Source organism: Boudabousia marimammalium, from assembly GCF_001936115.1.
Taxonomy (GTDB): Bacteria; Actinomycetota; Actinomycetes; order Actinomycetales; family Actinomycetaceae; genus Boudabousia; species Boudabousia marimammalium.
In genome coordinates this window covers 23,359-37,737 of the sequence record NZ_MPDM01000009.1, presented here as the reverse complement: position 1 = coordinate 37,737, position 14,379 = coordinate 23,359, and the positions used below count along the sequence as shown (strand labels likewise).

Below are 14,379 nucleotides of genomic sequence, written 5' to 3'. Positions count from 1 at the left end.
TATAGTGGGAGGTTTTGTTGGTGGTTTCGGCCGAAAGATCCGGGTTGGCGAGTTTTCGTTGCGGGCGGGTATCCGTGCGTTCGCAAGGTTTTTGGGGCGCACAGTTTTGCGGGGTGCCGAGGGGTCTGTCACTCTTAGACGGCTGTGGGGTGCGATTATCGCCACGACCGCTCCAGTGCTGCATCAGCAAATCGCTGTGTTGCAAAAAACGCATTGTGCCCCAAAAAACACCCCTCAAACAACACTTTGCAACACACCAGCCACCAGCCACCAGCCACCAGCCACCAGCCAGACTACAACTACCCCAACACCGCTGTGTTGCAAAAAAACGCACTGTGCCCCAAAAACAACCCTCAAACAACACTTTGCAACACACTACTACTCTGGATGTCGGGGACTGTCGATTAGTAAAAGCAGCCGGGCTAATTCTTGGGGGAGTTCTCGACAGAGCCAGACCCTTCAACACCACTCGGATCGGCGACGCCGCCCACTCGGCCTCCAGAAAGGGCGACCAGTTCTGCGAGATCAGCTCTAAGTGCCGAAATCTCAGCCTCTAACTTTGCGATAGATTGGCGCGAATCCTCGGCAATCTCCTCATCACGGAAAGAATCACGCAAAGCATCAGCGGCGTCAACCTTCTCCACCAGCCACGACGCCAACATGCCTGTGACCGTTCCCAGCAAGCCAATCCCGTAAAGCATCAGCATGACGGCAACGATCCGGCCTTCGAGACTAACCGGATACGTGTCGCCATAGCCGACAGTTGTAACCGTCGTAATCGCCCACCATAGCGCGGTCGGAAAATCCACGATCACCGCACCAGGCACCTGCTGCTCCGCGCTAAGCTCCGCAAGCGCCCCAATAAACACGACCATGAAAGCGGAACTCACCGCATACCAAGCGACTTGCCCCTGCAGGTTTGCTTCCGCCTCTTTACCAAGATACCTCAACAGCACCAGCACTCTCAGTAGCCGAAGCGGTCTAAACATCGGCAACAAAATGATCGCCAAATCAAACAGATTCGCTTTGACGAAAGCGGCACGCTGCGGCGCCAAATAGAGCCGAAACAGATAATCCAGCAGGAAGACACCCCAAATCACCCACTGGGTTAAAAAACACAAATCACGCAGCCCAGGCCGCAACTCAAGGTCAATAATCGGCCACGCATAAACCACACAAAACAGTACCGCAGCCGCCAACAGCAGCGGCTCCGACCTTCGAGCGTAGCTCTCAAAAGTTCCCCTATTGCTTCGAGATTTCATCAATTTCGCCTCCTGCTTGGCGCCGCACCATTCACCCAAATTATGGCAGAAAGCAAGACGGCAAGGAACATTAGGGGTCGAACGTCAGGGATGCACCGCAAGCCCACACCGCTTTGGGATAAATCATTTTAACGACTGAGCAAGATCGGGGGGTTAAAAAGTTGTGGGAGCGACAGAGTCACTCCCACAACTTTTCTGGCTTTTTCTTATTCTGGGCCCTGCGGACGCTAGGCCCTGCGGACGCCGGTCAAGGCCACACCCACTCCCGCGAACAGCACCAGAAAGACCAACGCCTCAGCTAGATTCACACCGGTCTTCGCCAACTGGGATGAAGCCGTCTCATTGACAGGGGCAGTCTGCACGTCTGCGGCCGGCGCGGTTGTCGTAGTCTCCGCAGTTTCCGTGGCCCCCGCAGTCACAGCAGCAGGCGTTTTTTCTATCAAAGTTTTGGCTTGTTCAGGAGCCAGACCTGCGGCAGGATTGACTGTCTTTGCCGGAGTAAGCGCCAGCGCCGGAATCACCTTCTTCGCTGGAACCAGCCGCAAAGCCGGAATCACCTGGGGCGCTGGCTCACTCGCGGGTTCTTCCCACTGCGCCCAGGCTTTACCATCCTTGAAATAGAAGTAGGCGGCATAATCACCGCGAGCCTGCAAAACTGTGGGCGCAAAAATCGTGTAACGCCCCACTGTCAGCGATTTAGGTAGTTGAATCTCATTATCGAGGGTGCCCGCGGCTGTCGTGGTCACCGGGATAGTCGCAACAGTATTCCCCTCCGAATCCACTACTTCAAGGCTAATTGTTGTGTTTTTGCTGAAGGTTCTGTCAGCAGCAGAACCCTCGGGCTGGTAGGAGACGACCTTCAGGGAGCGTGGTTTACCGGGAACCTCGGCAACCGAAATTCCGTGCCCAGAGTGCGGCGCAATCACTGAACGATAGTCAAGCTGGGAGTTGCTTTGCTGACCGACCGCGAAAATTGTGAAGCTCTGGGCGCCGCTTTTCAGCGGAATCCACAAATCTGTTTCGACGTGACCGTCCTGATCTGCGGTGAGGGTTGGCCCTTCAATCAGGGGTTCAGCATCATTGAAAGCGAAGGAGATTTTTACTTCTTCACCCGGTTTGAAAGGTTCGGCTTTGGTGCCGTCTTTCAAAATTAATGCGTTATGGGTCGGATATGAGGAAATCTGGACGCGGTCTCCTGGGCGCGGAATCAGGTAGTTTAGCGCCCTCCCCGCAAAAGTTGTGGGCAGGTTGGAGCGCCCTAAAGTGACGTCTTTCTGCAGGGTTTGCAAAACTGATTGGTCTTTAAGGCTGACACATTTGGCGACTACAGTGTAGTTTCCGGTGGGCCATTGCGAGGCGTTTACGGTTTCCGTCCGGGACGATTTAAGCAACGAGGTTTCATGTCCGTTAAAGAGGACGCTGACTTTTACTGACCTCTCGTTTTGAGCAGAACAGCCTGTCGCCTTCCAGGAAAAGGTTCTACCCACGGGGGATTCTTGAAATTCTGCAGATTCGATCACCAGGTCAGAATTGGTAGCTGGAGGTGTCGGCTCTGCTGGGGTTTCATCAGCGGTTTTTGTGACGGTAACGGATTTGGTGAGGACGGTAGGTGCCAGCCATTCCGGAGAGCATTTAGCTGTCATAGTGTAGGTTCCGGCTGGCTGGTCTTTCAGTGGGAGTTCTTTGAGCCCGACAATATCTACTGTTTGTCCGTCACGTTTGAGGGAGATTTCAGGCTCTTGCGGGGCACGGCAACCAGTTGTTCGCCAAGTAAGTTTCGCTTCGTCAGCTTCACCTGCTTGGTCGAAGTAGAGGGTGAAGGGCCCCTCGTTCTCGTTGGTGTTGTTCCCCGGTTGGGAGGGTTCAACCTCCGGCTGCGCGGGTTCAACTTCCGGCTGCGCGGGCAGGGCATCAATTGTGAGGGTGACGCGCCGCTTCTCAGGGGCCAACCAAGCGGAGTATTTGCAGGTCGCATTCAAGGTGTAGGTGCCGGCTTCCTCCGCGCCCAGCTCCAGCCGGGTGCTCTCCCCAATCGGGATGCTGGTTCCCTCTTTGGCTAAGGAGAATGTCACTTTCGCGGTTTCTCCAGCGGTGGGCACGCATTGGTCGTAGCGCCATTCGAGGTGTCGGCTATTCCCGTCACGCACTTCTTCCAGGGTGATGGAGAATCCATTTTCCGAGGATGTTGCAGCGCTGGCTGGCGCTACCCCGGGGACAATCATCAGAGATACCGCAGCGAAAGCAGCGAGCAGATGTTTGTTGAGCTTCATCATGTTCCAATCAATATAGACAACCACGCAAGTCAATTTAGGTTAGGTTTACCTAACCTAAATTAATATTATTGGTAATTTCCCGTATCTTCTAAACAGTCGAAAGCGATTTTGCGCACAGCCCAAAACAACCCCAGCAAAGAAAGACAAAACCCTTTCTAAACTAGGAAACTGTTGTCATATCACCCGACACCAAATATAATTGGAGACGGTTGTTCATCTACTTCCCAGAACAAAGCAGTTCTAGCTGAATTACTGAATCACCACAATCTATTCGCCCAAAATAAGGGCAAGGAATATTGCAAACAACTTATATCTTCATGTGAGGATTATATGAATACGAGGTTATTTCGTCTCGTCGGTGTCACGCTAGCATTAGCTTTAGTAGGCGCAACCGGCACCCCTGCCAGCTTCGCTACTTCCAGCTTTGCCACGCAGCCGACCACCGCCACCGCAGCAGCCAGCAACCCCGCGATCACAACCACCGCAGAACCAGGCGCCAAAGCAATCACCTACCCGGGGCCCACGATCAGCGCTTCCAACATCACTTTGAACGGACAGCAAGCGGTACTTTCAAACAACACGATTCGGGCAGTGTTGGACCTAGCTTCCGGTGTTGCCCTCACCGAACTAACGAATGCTGCAACCGGCACGCCAGTACCGATTACTTTCAGCAACGCATTCACCATCACCTATGGTGGCCGCGACTATCACCTCAGCGAAGCCACCCCGGCCGGCGGCCCCAGGGTCACGGATATTACCCCCGAAACTCAGCGTTCAGGTAAGCTGGCGAACACAATTTCTGGGAAAGCCCTGACCCGTAGTTACACGCTAACTTTCGCAGACGGCAAAACCGTCACCCTAAACTATGTGGCAGAGCTTCGCGATGGTTCAAACTATGTTCGTCAGCGTCTCACCATCACTAACCCTGACGCCACTGCCCTTGACATTACAAAGATTCGCCTCACTGAAGCGACAGTGACCGGGCAGCTGTCCGGACATGATCAGGGCGCTGTCATCACCGCTGGACCCCTCGGCCAAGAAACCGGCTGGATTGGCGGCGAAAGCCCCCTCACACAAAGCAGCATTTCAGGGACTCGCGCGATTCAGGACTTACCGCGTGCGAAAGACCTCACAGCAGACGCTCCGTGGGAAGTTTCCAGCGCTTTCGGGGTGACCCCGCCAGCGCAGTTGCGGCGCGCATTCGCCTACTATGTGGAGCGTGAGAAAGCCCGTCAGCGTCGCCCCTTTCTGCATTTCCAATCCTGGTTTGATTTGAAGCCGGGTGCGACGAAGCTGACAATGGCGCATGACGAAATGTTGCACGCAGAGAACCTATTCTTCACAGAAATGGGGAAGCGAGGCGCGAAAGTAGACTCCTATTGGGTGGATGATGGCTGGGATTATTTGCGCGACCCCGCCCAGGCGGATGAGTCCAACTTGAACGTGTGGCAGTTCGACCCGGTGGAGTTCGCGGATGGTTTCGCCCGCGACCAGGAAGTCATGAAGACGCATAACGCGCACCTATCCGTCTGGATGAGCCCCTTCGGAGGGTACGGTGAGTCTGCTACTCGCCGCCGAAATATTGGTAACGATAAGGTTCGCGCAAATGATCCGAATAAGCCTTGGTCCACGGTCGGCCAGGAAATGCATTTGAAAGATCCCGTATATTTTGAATATTTCAAGAGTCGCGTACTTTCTATGATTGACGAGGGTGTGCGCGGTTTCAAGTTCGATGGGATTGCGCAAGGCGGCAGGCTTTATCTGTCTGGCGCGCCCGCTTCAGAGTTGCGCTCCTATGAGGCTCTGCTGGAGCTGATTGATGCGATGCGGGCAAAAAATCCGGACGTGTGGGTGAATAATACGATCGGGATTTGGGCTTCCCCATACTGGCTGTGGTATTGCGATTCGCTGTACCGTGATGGTAACGATAGCGGCCAGGTTGGTGAGGGGAACTCTCAGGAAAAGTATGTGAACTATCGTGACGGTGAAGTTTACAAGAATTTCATTAACGAGGCTCCACTGGTGCCCTTGAACACGATTATGAATCATGGCGTGATTTTCTCTGACCGGAAGGATGGTCAGATTCCGAACCAGCCGACGGATCTTTCTTCCGCTAGCGTGCGTCAGGCTTTAGCCGCCGATTTGCGAGGATTCTTCGGAATGGGTTTGGGATTGCAGGAAATGTATATTCGGAACACCTTGGTTGATCCGGCGACCGTCGGTGAAGAGAACGCCGCCTGGTTCTTTGACGAATTAGCGAAGAACGCGAAATGGTCGCGGGAGCGTACCGCCTTATTGACGGACGCCCACTGGGTGGGTGGCGACCCGTACTCTTCTGAGGCTTACGGCGTTGCCGCATGGTCTCAGCAGGCAGGGCCAGACAATAATGAGACTGCCGCGACTTTAATGGTTCGTAATCCTAGTGCGCGGCCGGCTTTCCTGGAGTTCCGGGCGGCCCGCGATTTAGAGATTCCCGCCGGTGAAGCTAGCCGTTTCAAGTTTGTGGAACGTGACGGCCAGCATTCTGGGTTCGTGGCGGACGCTGATACTCCTTACTATATTGAGTTGCAGCCTTTCCAGGTGATGCTGTTTGATGGTGCCCCCTCAACCGATGAGCCAACAGAGTCCACCAAGCCGGTCCTTAACCCGTACTATACGCCGATTCCTAAGACTGGCTGGGCTGCTACCGCGTCCTCTCAGGAAACCTCCTCAGAGCAGACTCCCGCCTCGAAAGCAATCGACGGTAATCCTGCCACGATCTGGCACACGCAGTACAGTGGCGGCATTTCCCCGACTCTACCGCAGTCGATTACTGTGAACATGGATCGGGTGAACAGTGTGGAGCGGGTTGAATATGTGCCTCGCGGCGGGGGCGGCACCAACGGTGACGTGAAACGGTACAAGCTGGAAACCTCGGTGAACGGCACAGACTGGACAACCGTCGTGGAGAATGGGAGCTTCCCGGTGTCGAAGGATCCGAAGTCGGTTGATATTCCTGAAGGGATGCGCGATTTCCAGTACTTCCGTTTTACGTCTTTGGAGTCCGCTAACGGCCAGCCTTTCGCGGCTGCCGCGGAGCTGACCGCGTACGGCACGTTGGGGCGCGCCCTCTGGTTGGAGCGTGACGGCTGGACTGCCTCGGCTTCAGATTTTGAGGAGAACGGCGAGCAAGGTGGCGCTTCGGGGCATCCGGAACATGCCATTGATGGTGATGTTTCAACCTTGTGGCATTCGGACTATAGTCCCAGCCCGGTCGCAATGCCGCACAGTTTCACCGTTGATTTGGGGCGTAATGCGATGATTGACGGGGTTCGTTACGTGCCTCGCCAGGATGTTTTCCCCGCGAATGGGGTTGTCGCCGGGTATCTGGTCGAGGTTTCCGCTGATGGCCAAGAGTGGCGGCAGGTTGCCGAGGGCGAGTTCAGCGGTAATCAACCGCAGGTCGTGCCATTCGATGAGGTCGCTGCAGGCTATGTTCGTTTCACTGCGCGGAGCGCACAGAATGGGCGGCCTTTTGCGTCTATCGCAGAGTTTGATGTGCGCGGCGCTTGGCAGATGGTGACGCCTGAAGCTCCGACTGTGGATGATCAGCCGGGCACCGGCCACGATACTTTCACAATCCCTGATACCAGCGGTGCGGTGCAGTACCTGCGTAATGGTAACGCGATTGCTGCGGGAACCTACCCGATTCCGGCTGGCGAAACGACCGTGCAGATTGCTGCCGCCCCGGGTCCGCGGATGACATTGGCCGAGGGGGACTGGTACTGGAACCTGACGGTGGATGCGGCTGTTGCGGATACGGTGGAGCCGAGCGTTGAGCCGACGGTTGAACCAAGTGTGGAACCCACGGTGGAACCGACTGCGGAGCCGAGCGTTGAGCCCACTGCTGAACCAACTGCGGAGCCGAGCGTTGAGCCCACTATGGAACCCACGCTGGAGCCTTCTCCAGAGCCGACAGTTGAGGCAACCACTGAACCCTCGGCAAGCACGGCGTCCGTAATGCTGCTGGCGGGCGGCAAACCGGTCAACTCCTTTACACAGGGTGAGGCCGTCTCCTTGGAGCTGGTCTTCACCAATGTGCCTGCGGATTCAACCTGGGCGGTTGTGCTTCATTCTAATCCTGTGACTTTGGGGACTGTCGCGGTTAAGAATAATCGCGCCAAACTGACCGTCAGTGCAGAGACTGCCGCTAAGTTTGTTCCAGGTGAGCATTCTTTGCAGTTCACCCAGTTGGATGCGGCTGTTCCTCAGGTGATTAAACTGCCTTGGAGGGTGAAGGCAGCGGGGAGCGTTTCGCCCAGCCTCAAACCGGAATCTGGCAGCAGTGCCACGGTAAATCCACAAACTGGCGGGCTTGGAGGCTCTATGCTTGCTGCTCCGGGCAAAACCGGCGAGACTGGCAAAGCAAGCGCCGGTCTGCTGGTAAATACTGGCCTTGGCAACATTACTGTCCTGTTGGCTATCGGTAGTTTGCTGGCCCTACTTTCTGGTACTGCCGCGGTCTACCTGCGCAAGCGCAGTCTCGAAGGCTAAACGGTGTAGCTAACAAATAGCGAATGGTCCCGTCATCCTAGCGATGGCGGGACCATTCTTTTACCACTCCTGATAACAGCTGTTCGACCGCTTAAACCGAAAACTCACCTATACACTGCTATACCAATTCTTAGTGCTATAGGTATCAGTTTGGACAGAACAGCGCCTTATCGCTTGTAAAACTAGTTCTCTACTGAATATAATGAAACCAACATGACCGGTTCCGCCACCCATTTATGGGGGTCCAGGGCCGATCTTCATTTAGATTAGTTACATGAGCAGTACGCGAATAACTATCGCCGCCGACTCTAGACCTAAGTTCCCAAAACAGATACACCGATCCTCTAGTTTTACTGTCCCGTGGGCCTGTCCATAACTCTGTCGATTCCCATCCTGCTTGAAGACCTAAACTATTCGCCGAAACCATTGGAAGCCGCAGAAAATTCTCAGCCAGAAGTTCTTTTACCTTGTATTTCTAGGTACTTCCCGGAGAGATGGTTTCTAGAATAAACGCGATCATAGTTAGGGAACCGTAGATTCTTTCACTTTGCCCTGATGGTAAAGCCTCCAATCTATTAACTACGCTGATTCTGGACATAGCAGCTGGCACAAAGGATTAATTCCATACTCTTGAGTGGCGCACACAGGCATTCCTCACCACGGTGAGTTGCTCTAGCCAGTTTGCCAAAGGACGCTTCCTGATGACTTCCCTCCGCATCTCCCTCTGGAAGCTATCTAGATTGATCGAGATACCAAACTTTTCTGCAATCTGCTTTTGGGTGTCGTAGGGTAAGCCTCGGTACAGCCGGGAAATATCGGAAAAGAGGGTTGTGGTTTGAACTCATCCAGTCTTTCACTTTATTCTGTAGACTCCCATAGAGCACATGGGCGGCTTATCTGTCTTTCAAACGTAGTATTCTCTCTATCCAGTTGATAGCGAAATCTAGGTACGCAACTATGTTTAGGAGGCACTTAACCCTACTTTCATACCTCTACCGAAAGACCTTTCTGTACAGTGCCCAACGCATCATTCTCCGGCCCTTCATGCGATGTCTAACGTAGAGAACCGGGCGTCAGTCATATTGGTCGCCAAGACTTGCCGATCATCGAAATTGAGGAAACCGTTGCTGAGCTAGCTGTAGTTGACGATCTCTGGTACTTCATTAAGAAGGGAGGAAACTGGATTCTAGGTAGCGGCTAACGTTGCCGAAAACTAATAAAATACTAGCCGTCAAGTGAAGACATTTTAAAGGTAACTGATGCGACAACCGCAGAGCGTTGGAATAAATTTTTCTGGAACGTGTAACGCAAGATGCAGCCACTGCTGTGTCTCTAGCGCGCCGACCAATCGTCTAAGTATCGAAGACAACGTTGTCAACAAAGTCATTGATGACCTTATCGCACATGCCGATGTCTATGAGGTAGGTTTCACGGGCGGAGAACCCCTACTTAGGAAGCAACGTATTTTTGACTTAATTAAAACTGTTTCAAGTGCAGGGAAACAGACCACTTTGACTACTAATGGATTTTGGGGTGTTACCGAATCTTCTGCCCGAGAAGTTGTTGAAGGTCTTGAGAGTGCAGGCTTAAGCCACCTGACGATAAGTTGGGATGGCTACCACGCACCTTACATTAAGGCAAATCGAATTCGCAATGCCTTGCAGGCAGCTAAAGAGAGTCGAATTCCATGTATATTGAACATGTGTGTATCCCGGGATGATGATGGATTTGATCTCCTTAAACAACTTGGAGAAGCAACACTGGGAGTAAAGATTACTAGATTCCCTGTCGTTCCATGCGGAACCGGAAGAAACATTCCTTCGGATCAGATTATAAGACGTCCTATTGACTCGTTTCTTTTACGGTGCCCTGGATATGAGCTGATTTATCACCATGATGGTTTTGTCTACCCATGTTGCTCGCCACCGATCTTTGATACGGATATGACACTTGGTCAAGTTGGAGAGGTGTCTCATGAAGAGTTTATTCGTAGATTAGAACGTAATGCACTTCTTGCCGCAATTCAAAAGTTTGGTCTTTCGTGGCTACGGGATCTTATGGTTCGGGTGAATCCTCGTGCCAAAGTTGCAAAAATCGAAAACGCAGTTTCCCCTTGTGAAATATGTGCCTTGATGTTGAGCGATGCTGAAACATTGAATATGGCTGCTAAGTTCGTAATCGAAGCCGTAACTATGAGTACCTTTGATGTTTGCCCGACCGACTGCTGAAAGAATTCGGGACCATAGTGGTGAGCTGTTGATTTGCTCAGACATTACGGTCATCTTTGACAAAGCGAGTGGACGATACTTTCAAGTACCTACCAAAAAACTTCCCGCAGGTATACGCAATAACGCAGTCGATGTAATCGCTAGATTTTCTACCGTTTTCGCATGGGGAACAGTAATCTCAGGCATCTTATTGCTTATTACAAATATGGTATTTTCTTTCTTCGGTCAAACCACAGATGTATCTCATAGATTTCCATTACTCTTCACTATCTACATTATCGCGAGTGTGTTTATTCACGAATGCGCACATATTTTTGCGCTAAAAATATGCGGGCAAACTTTTGATAAAGTGGGATTTAAACTACACTATGGGATTCTCCCTGCATTCTATGTGCGCATGAATAAGTCCAACCTGTTGCTGTGGACTGACAAGGTTGTTGTACATTGTGCCGGCATTTGGATAAATCTTGCAATAAACGTTGTTCTTTTTGTACTGAATTACCGATTCTGGCAATCAGCTGACATAAATGTATCACTTGAGTTTGCTGTGGTCACACTGATGGCAAACGCGTTACCAGTTCTAAGTTCTGACGGCTTTCGCGTATTGCTCGCTCTAAGTAAGGTGAATGAATTTCGTGAACGCACACGAAACCCAAAATGGATTAGAGCCATTCGCATATTAAGCTGGGTAATCGTTACAATTTATGGTATTTATATGGTTATTTCATTCTATCTGGAGTTGGGATTATGAGAGAGGTATTTGCCGCCTCGAATATCGTTGTGCAGAGCGGATCGTTCTCGCTATCACCTATATCATTTTCGTTAGATCAGAGCAGCGGCATTGTTGGTCTATTTGGTCAGAATGGTGCCGGTAAAACTACATTGCTTCGAGCTTTAGCGGGACTGTCTCCAATCTCATCGGGAAAATTGCGGCGCCGCCATGGTCAGTCCGCCCCTGTGTTTCTTCCGGATACCCCATACCTATACGGTTTCCTACGCATTGAAGAATGCATCACCCTTATGGCTCGCTATTTTTCTGATTTCTCTATTGAGCGCGCCTATACCCTCATTGATGAACTAGGCTTGGACGAACGTAAACGCGTGAATGCACTATCTAAAGGAATGGGTGAGCAGTTGTCCCTTTCCCTAATGCTTGCGCGTGATAACGACGTTTATCTCTTCGATGAGCCACTGGCAGCAGTCGATCCAGTCACACGTGACGCACTTGTAAAAATCATCCGAGCATATTTGCCTCCCGGTGCTGTCACTATATTGAGCACCCACCTTATCTTCGGGCTTCAAGATCTTTTTGATTCCTGCATGGTTCTCCATGACGGTAAACTCATTCTGCAAGAGCAGATCGCAAGTGCAGAGGATCGCGCAAATCTTGAAAATATGGTTAAGGAGGCGATTCTCGGTGGCTGAATGGGCAGTAGAGTTTCGTAAGCACACGGTGTTCATGACAGTAACCCTCATACTATTGGGGGCAGCATTGGTAACACATGCTTGGAGTCACAATTCGATTGCAGATGTTGTATGGATTTTCTCAGTTATCTTGCTCTCAAGTGCATGGGCTATATACTCCTGTGGTCAGGTATTCTCGTATGCTGCTCTAAAGGGTGACACACTCCTGCAGCTGTCTACCTTGACTCCTTTGAAGAAGATGCTCCTCAAAATAATACCATTATTTACTGGGTACACGTTGATTGGCATGGGGACACTTTCTGGATACCTGTGGGGAGGTAGTCAGAGCGCACACCTTAGTCTTTCTCAAGCTATCGGCGCCATGGGGGTTAAGATACTATCCGTAGCCGCACTCATTGCCTGGGGTTGGGTATTGGCACGATCGGTTAGGAATATCCGTTGGTTTGGACTCCAACTCACAGTCTACGGTTTCGGATGGATTTTAGTTATTGCGCTGCCCATTATTACACTAATTAGTGCTGCCCACACGTCTATAGATTCATGGTTTATTGGTGTTAGCGATGCATATAATGGTCTTCCACTGTATGTGACAGCAATCCCTGTGATTATCGAGAACCCACCAATTGGAGCTACGGCAATCACACTTAGTTTCAATGTTGTCGCCATTATCATAGTCCTAGTTTTTGAGACATTTTGCGGCAACACCTCCCGACATATCGAATCCACCGTATAGAGAGTGCCAAAATCATCCCTTACTGTCATTTGTCGATTGTTAAAACGCAGATTATCCGACTCTTTCAACTAAAGTCCGACAAGAATTACATTTTCGATAAACCCACAGCGTAACGGGTGGGGCGAGCAGATCGGATTAGTTCAACTCTAGCTAAACCGTCCATAAAACCAAACTGGCATCCCAATCGGCCTACCTAAACCAACACCCAACCACACAACAGATGACCACATACAGCAGATTTGGTATGGGTTTGCGCTAAAAACGCATTGTGCCGCAAAAACCACCCCCAAAACAACACTACGCGACACACCCACCAACAAACACCACACCACCACACACCACCAGCGCAATGGAAAGCATCCGGTAGCGGCGACTGGACTTGAACTCTTCCATATCATCCATGGGTTCCTCCGATTCTTTCAGTTTCTAGGTTGAATACCGCATTCTACCAGTAGCCGCTAATCAGCCCGGCTGGTTATCTTTCGGCTGAGTGGCGGCTCCGAGAATCTACTCGATTCTGGCTGGTGAGAAACCGTGCAGATTGCCGCCCGGGCCCGTGAATGACCCTTACCGAAGGTGACTGGTACTGGAATCTGAAGGTACATGCTAGTGTGAGACCCGCAGTGGAATTAAGTGTGGAACCCACGATTGAGCCCGATGCCGGGGTTGTATCAGTGAAGGTGTTGGCTGACGGCGAGCCAGTTGATTCCTTTCCTTTACCACTCCTAATAACAGCTGTTCGACCGCTTAAACCGAAAACTCACCTATACACTGCTATACCAATTCTTAGTGCTATAGGTATCAGTTTGGACAGAACAGCGCCTTATCGCTTGTAAAACTAGTTCTCTACTGAATATAATGAAACCAACATGACCGGTTCCGCCACCCATTTATGGGGGTCCAGGGCCGGTCTTCGTTTATATTGGTCATATGAGAAATTCTTCGCCCAACACAAAAGAGTTCAAGACTTTTTCTGAACAACTAGCCCTATTACAAGATCGAGGGATGACTATTCCTGATCTTGCCGCAGCAGAGGCATTCTTGTGTCGGGTAAACTATTATCGCCTTTCAGGGTACTGGCATCCAATGCGACGATTTGATTCTGAGAGGCGCGTAGTACTGGATTCTTTTCAAGACGGCGCCTCCTTCGGTATAGTCACAGAACTTTATGATTTTGATGAGAAGCTTCGGAACGCTATTTTTTCTTCTTTGGCGCCCGTGGAAATGGCGATACGAACGATGCTGGGCCACGAATTAGGTAGGATTAATCCAACGATTCACTTGTGTCCTGACCTGTTGGGCGCTCAAGCAACACAGCGCAGCGGGGAAGAGGGGAATACACGCTACGATCTTTGGATACAGAAATATAGAACCCAGATTCGACGTTCAAAAGAAGATTTCGTGAGTCATCACAACGAAAAGTATGATGGAAAACTTCCTATTTGGGCGGCTGTAGAAGTAATGGACTGGGGGATGCTATCCCATTTATACGCCATGTCGCCTAACATTACTCAAAATCGTATTGCCAACTCATGCGGCCTGTCTTCACCTCAGCTTCAGTCTTGGCTAAAATCGTTGAATATTCTCCGTAATTACTCTGCACACCACGCACGCGTATTCAATCGCGTATACGACATCAAGCCCAAATTAAATCGAAAAGATGATCCAAATCCTAACGTCTTACTGACCACTTTTGAAGATGCCAAGAACCGCGTGTTTGGTCAACTTAGTATGATTCAATACCTGCATCTTAAACTTGAGTTGTCCCCTGCTGTCCAGTTACCGGCACTGTTGGCAACCTACCCAGATAACAGGTTTGTCCCGTTTTCCCGGCTAGGAGCGCCATCTAACTGGCAGACTACTCCGCTCTGGCAATCAGCTAGTTCAAGCCAGAATGGAAGTTTCTAGAATTCATCCCGTCGTTC

10 protein-coding genes are annotated in these 14,379 nt (G+C 51.2%); 7 read left to right on the top strand and 3 right to left on the bottom strand.

Annotated features, from left to right (window positions below):
• Window positions 1-422: 422 nt before the first annotated feature.
• The gene (locus tag BM477_RS07480; protein WP_075362046.1) at window positions 423-1,262 is read right to left on the bottom strand and encodes a potassium channel family protein; all 840 of its coding nucleotides are present in this window, start codon (window positions 1,260-1,262) and stop codon (window positions 423-425) included.
• A 227-nt stretch (window positions 1,263-1,489) separates the two neighbouring features.
• Complete coding sequence (locus tag BM477_RS07475; RefSeq protein WP_143230253.1) at window positions 1,490-3,559, bottom strand: hypothetical protein; 2,070 nt, start codon at window positions 3,557-3,559, stop codon at window positions 1,490-1,492.
• A 306-nt stretch (window positions 3,560-3,865) separates the two neighbouring features.
• Here BM477_RS07475 and BM477_RS07470 point away from each other — a divergent pair, with 306 nt between their 5' ends.
• Complete coding sequence (locus tag BM477_RS07470) at window positions 3,866-8,068, top strand: discoidin domain-containing protein (RefSeq protein WP_075362044.1); 4,203 nt, start codon at window positions 3,866-3,868, stop codon at window positions 8,066-8,068.
• Window positions 8,069-8,684: 616 nt separating this feature from the next.
• On the opposite strand, the gene BM477_RS08660 is transcribed toward BM477_RS07470, so the two are convergent.
• Window positions 8,685-8,882, bottom strand: coding sequence for an Abi family protein (locus BM477_RS08660; protein WP_084543800.1), 198 nt, complete (start codon window positions 8,880-8,882; stop codon window positions 8,685-8,687).
• Window positions 8,883-9,164: 282 nt separating this feature from the next.
• On the opposite strand from BM477_RS08660, the gene BM477_RS08315 reads away from it, so the two are divergent.
• The 6 genes from BM477_RS08315 to BM477_RS07435 all read left to right on the top strand — a co-directional run bounded on the left by BM477_RS08315 (window position 9,165) and on the right by BM477_RS07435 (window position 14,362).
• On the top strand, window positions 9,165-9,269 hold the full coding sequence (locus BM477_RS08315; protein WP_075362043.1) for an epipeptide YydF family RiPP: 105 nt from the start codon (window positions 9,165-9,167) through the stop codon (window positions 9,267-9,269).
• Window positions 9,270-9,327: 58 nt separating this feature from the next.
• Window positions 9,328-10,296 carry a radical SAM protein gene (locus BM477_RS07455; RefSeq protein WP_075362042.1) on the top strand — a complete coding sequence of 323 codons (969 nt, stop codon included), beginning with the start codon at window positions 9,328-9,330 and terminating at the stop codon, window positions 10,294-10,296.
• The gene (locus tag BM477_RS07450) at window positions 10,274-11,047 is read left to right on the top strand and encodes a site-2 protease family protein (protein WP_075362041.1); all 774 of its coding nucleotides are present in this window, start codon (window positions 10,274-10,276) and stop codon (window positions 11,045-11,047) included. Before BM477_RS07455 ends, BM477_RS07450 begins: the two co-directional genes overlap by 23 nt.
• Window positions 11,044-11,721, top strand: a complete 678-nt coding sequence (locus tag BM477_RS07445) for an ATP-binding cassette domain-containing protein (protein ID WP_075362040.1) — start codon at window positions 11,044-11,046, stop codon at window positions 11,719-11,721. The genes BM477_RS07450 and BM477_RS07445 overlap by 4 nt, the downstream gene beginning before the upstream one ends.
• The gene (locus tag BM477_RS07440) at window positions 11,714-12,454 is read left to right on the top strand and encodes a hypothetical protein (protein WP_075362039.1); all 741 of its coding nucleotides are present in this window, start codon (window positions 11,714-11,716) and stop codon (window positions 12,452-12,454) included. Before BM477_RS07445 ends, BM477_RS07440 begins: the two co-directional genes overlap by 8 nt.
• Window positions 12,455-13,459: 1,005 nt before the next feature.
• Window positions 13,460-14,362 carry an Abi family protein gene (locus BM477_RS07435; RefSeq protein WP_245792893.1) on the top strand — a complete coding sequence of 301 codons (903 nt, stop codon included), beginning with the start codon at window positions 13,460-13,462 and terminating at the stop codon, window positions 14,360-14,362.
• Window positions 14,363-14,379 lie beyond the last annotated feature (17 nt).

Bases quoted from the DNA above. Each gene is read 5' to 3' on its own strand.
- BM477_RS07480 (WP_075362046.1), bottom strand. From the start codon at position 1,262: ATGAAATCTCGAAGCAATAGGGGAACTTTTGAGAGCTACGCTCGAAGG.
- BM477_RS07470 (WP_075362044.1), top strand. From the start codon at position 3,866: ATGAATACGAGGTTATTTCGTCTCGTCGGTGTCACGCTAGCATTAGCT.
- BM477_RS07455 (WP_075362042.1), top strand. From the start codon at position 9,328: ATGCGACAACCGCAGAGCGTTGGAATAAATTTTTCTGGAACGTGTAAC.
- BM477_RS07450 (WP_075362041.1), top strand. From the start codon at position 10,274: ATGTTTGCCCGACCGACTGCTGAAAGAATTCGGGACCATAGTGGTGAG.
- BM477_RS07445 (WP_075362040.1), top strand. From the start codon at position 11,044: ATGAGAGAGGTATTTGCCGCCTCGAATATCGTTGTGCAGAGCGGATCG.
- BM477_RS07435 (WP_245792893.1), top strand. From the start codon at position 13,460: ATGACTATTCCTGATCTTGCCGCAGCAGAGGCATTCTTGTGTCGGGTA.